The following is a 3707-nucleotide window of genomic DNA, read 5'->3' as shown; positions in this document are numbered from 1 at the left end:
CGTTTCGAGAAAAACTCTGACGTTGCAGACCTTGGTCAGGCAGCGGTTTCTGCGCAAATCGTTCCTACTCCGGTAGAGCTAACTATCCAGACTGGTACAATCGACATTGCTGCAGGTCTTAACATCAAACCAGTAAACAACGCACTTCGTGCAGACCAGGTAGAAGCGGTTAACGCTCGTCTGGCTCAACTTGGTGTTGCAACAAATGCAGGCGTTGAAGTGAAAGCCATCAGCAATGCAGGACATCAGGCATTTGTTGGTCGTGAAGTTAAAGGCGCTTACACTCTGAAAGTTGACGCTACTGGCGTAACTGTTGTTGGTCGCGACAACGAAGGTGTATTCAACGGTCTTCAGTCACTTGCCTCACTGGTTACTGTCGGCAGCAGCGAGCTTCCAAAAGTAACCGTTGATTACGATGCACCACGTTTCGATTACCGTGGCATGCACATGGACGTTTCTCGTAACTTCCAGACTAAGGAACAAGTACTTAAGTTCCTTGATCAGATGGCTGCTTACAAGATGAACAAATTCCACTTCCACCTAGCGGATGATGAAGGCTGGCGTCTTGAAATTCCTGGTCTTCCAGAGCTAACGGATGTCGGTGCTAAGCGTTGTCACGACCTGGATGAAACAACTTGTCTTCTGCCTCAGCTAGGTTCAGGTCCAGATGCTGCGGCTGAAAAGCAGTACTACTCGGTTGCTGATTACGCCGAAATTCTAGCTTACGCTAACGCGCGTAACATTCAGGTTATTCCTTCTATGGACATGCCTGGTCACTCCAAAGCAGCGGTTGTTGCAATGGAAGCACGTTACAAGACATACGCGGCTCAAGGTGACTTGGCGAAAGCGGAAGAGTTCCTGTTAACGGATCCAAACGACACCACTAAGTACTTCTCAGTTCAGAACTACACCAACAACACTATCAACCCATGTATGGAGTCTAGCTTCAAGTTCATGGACAAAGTGATTGGTGAGATTGTTGCTCAGCACAACAATGCTGGACAGCCTCTGACTGACTACCACATCGGTGCTGATGAAACAGCAGGCGCGTGGGTTGAGTCTCCAATCTGTCAGCAAATGTTTGCTGTTGAGTGGAATGGCATCAACAATGTTGAAGACTTAGGTCCTTACTTCATTCAGCGCATCAGCTGGATCCTAGAGAAATACAGCCTGACTCTTGCTGCATGGAACGATGGTCTGAAACACGGCGAATACATCAACCCATACACACTAGCGGGTGATAAGACTTCTGCTTACGCTTGGAGCACTCTGTTCTGGGGCGGCGCAAACGAAACGCACACTATCGCTAACACAGGTTACGAAGTGGTGGTTTCTGCACCAGATACGACTTACTTCGACTTCCCTTACGAAGTTGATCCAGCGGAGCCAGGATACTACTGGGGTTCTCGTGAAACCGATACTCGTGAAGTATTTGGTTTCATGCCTGAAAACTTACCAGCAAACTCTGAAACTCTGACTGACCGTATGGGTGCACCAATGACCTACGCTGCGGCGGATGGCGTTGCACTGAACAAGAAGTTCAAAGGTATTCAGGGTCACCTATGGTCTGAGACCATCCGTACAGCTCGCCAGCAAGACTTCATGGCGTTCCCACGTCTGCTTGCAATGGCTGAGCGTGCATGGTCTAAGGCTTCTTGGGAGCTAGATTACGATTCAACGATTACGTTCAAAACTAACGTTGATGGCTACGTAGGTACTTCTCACGTTGACACAGCAACTCGTGATGCAGAGTGGGAAGTGTTTGCTAACACCCTAGGTTACAAAGAGTTCGCGAAACTTGACCAGGCTGGTGTTTACTACCGTCTACCTGTTCCAGGTGCGAAAATCGAAGGTGGCAAACTGGTTGCTAACTCTGCATTCCCTGGTGTGACGATTCAGTACTCAACTGACGGCACAACATGGCAGAACTACGATGCAGCAAATCAACCTGCCGCTTCAGTTGGCGTTAAAGTACGTACTGTTGCTGCTAACGGACGTGTTGGTCGCTCTATCGATGTGAAATAATCGAGCATAACTGCTCAATGATTAAGCCCCTCAGTGAAAGCTGAGGGGCTTTCTTTATATGGGTCGCCCTCAAAACTAAAAAGGCTCCCCCTGAGGGAGCCTTATTTTCATCATTTTTACGTTGGAAAACGATAAGCATTAAGGTGTTAAAATAAGCTGCGCACCCTGCCCACTCTCTTTGCTGGAAAAGCCGACATCAGATTTACCACTTGCGGTGCCTCTGTTTTCTAACACCAGACTGACGACACCTTTGTGTATCAGGTCAGACACATCCACTTCAACCCATTTACCCGCATCAGAAGGCTGAATCGTTATACCTGCCCCAAACGTCGAAACTGCTGGTAGCGTTGCCCAGGTAACGCCGTTTTCCTGCCAGTTACCGTTATTCAGCTTAGAAACAGTGATAGTCCGACTGGAATCCGTGTTCACACTTTTGATGTTAAGACGTAAAACCGCTCGGGTAGAAGCTGTCACATCCTGCGCTGTCAGATCAAACTTCAACGCCGTTTTACGGCTATAGTTTAACCCGTCTTTTTTGACAACAAGATAGCTGTTATTACCGTAGCTTTTGTCCTGATACATACCGTCGCGAACAAAAGCGTCGGCAAGCACTGGGACGGTAACCGGTCGAACAACCACAGGGGCATTAAAGTCTACCATCACACCCTTTCCAAGTTGGTTTGGGTTTCCAAAGGTGTAAACCGTCGTATTCTTACTTTGACCACCTTTATTGTATGTAATTTCGACACCTGTTCCGACTCCCGGAGTCGACAGCGTTATCTGCTCTGTTGAAGCCGACTCATCCACCAACACCACGCTTGGTTTATTCACGGAAACTGTTGCACCACTGGTGAGATCAATCGTTCCCGCCTGATGGAACACAATTCCGGTGATACCTAGTCCGGCATGACGAACTGCCTGTAGCTTATCCGTATTGCTAAGTACGGTCACTGGAAGGTTGGCAGCATACTGCTGAGTCTGAGATGCCGTTTTGTTTGGCGCGATGATGTACTGGTAAGTCGCATTGGTGGGCTGCCAACTGTGACCCATGCGAAGCATAAACACATCATCGGTGATCACTTTGTTTTCCTGCCCAGTATTGATGGTATGCCAGTTACCTGACTTGGTTTCATTATCCATGTGACCGTACCAACGATCCGGGAAAACATAGCCAATGTTATCGTGATGAACCCAGCCAGCTTCCACCAGCTCTCGGCTTCCCTTAGGATATACATTGCCATCCACCGTGACAGGTCCTCTCAGGCGAGTCTGGTTAATCGTCGTACTTACGTATTTTTCATGTGTGGATGAGATACCAGCACCAAGAGCAACAAGTTCGTCGTTAAAGCTAAACCACGCTTTTTTCGCCTGAGTGTTCTTAACGTTCATATCCATTACGGCAACACCATATTTGCCATTGGATACACCACCAACAAAGGTCGTTTGTTGCTCGATCTGTCCCCAGTCCGCAGGTTTAAGCGCAATATGTGGTGCAGTTACCCCCGGCACTAACGTCCAGTCCCACACAGGGAACAGGTTATGGTATTCATCGCCCGTTTGCATGATCATCGTGCTACCAAAACCAAGCCAGTAGCCCAGCAGGTTCTCACCGTTGCCCGCTTCTGTCGGCTCAATACGGGCGGAGTTCATCTTGATACCAATGAAGTGCTCAGGACCCACTT

General features: G+C 48.5%; 2 protein-coding genes. One reads left to right on the top strand and one right to left on the bottom strand.

Features of this window, described 5'->3' with window-relative positions; all coding sequences use genetic code 11:
* The coding region (locus tag RH89_RS13480; protein ID WP_004402760.1) for a family 20 glycosylhydrolase at positions 1-2025 on the top strand (2025 nt) is incomplete at its 5' end.
* A gap of 138 nt (positions 2026-2163) precedes the next feature.
* On the opposite strand, the gene RH89_RS13475 is transcribed toward RH89_RS13480, so the two are convergent.
* Positions 2164-3707 (bottom strand): polysaccharide lyase family 8 super-sandwich domain-containing protein (locus RH89_RS13475; protein ID WP_038145922.1); only part of this gene is annotated, 1544 nt, incomplete at its 5' end.

Source organism: Vibrio nigripulchritudo ATCC 27043 (genome assembly GCF_000222685.1).
In the GTDB taxonomy this organism is placed as follows: domain Bacteria; phylum Pseudomonadota; class Gammaproteobacteria; order Enterobacterales; family Vibrionaceae; genus Vibrio; species Vibrio nigripulchritudo.
The sequence above is the reverse complement of the archived record's forward strand: the minus strand, read 5'-3'. Positions and strand labels throughout refer to the sequence as shown.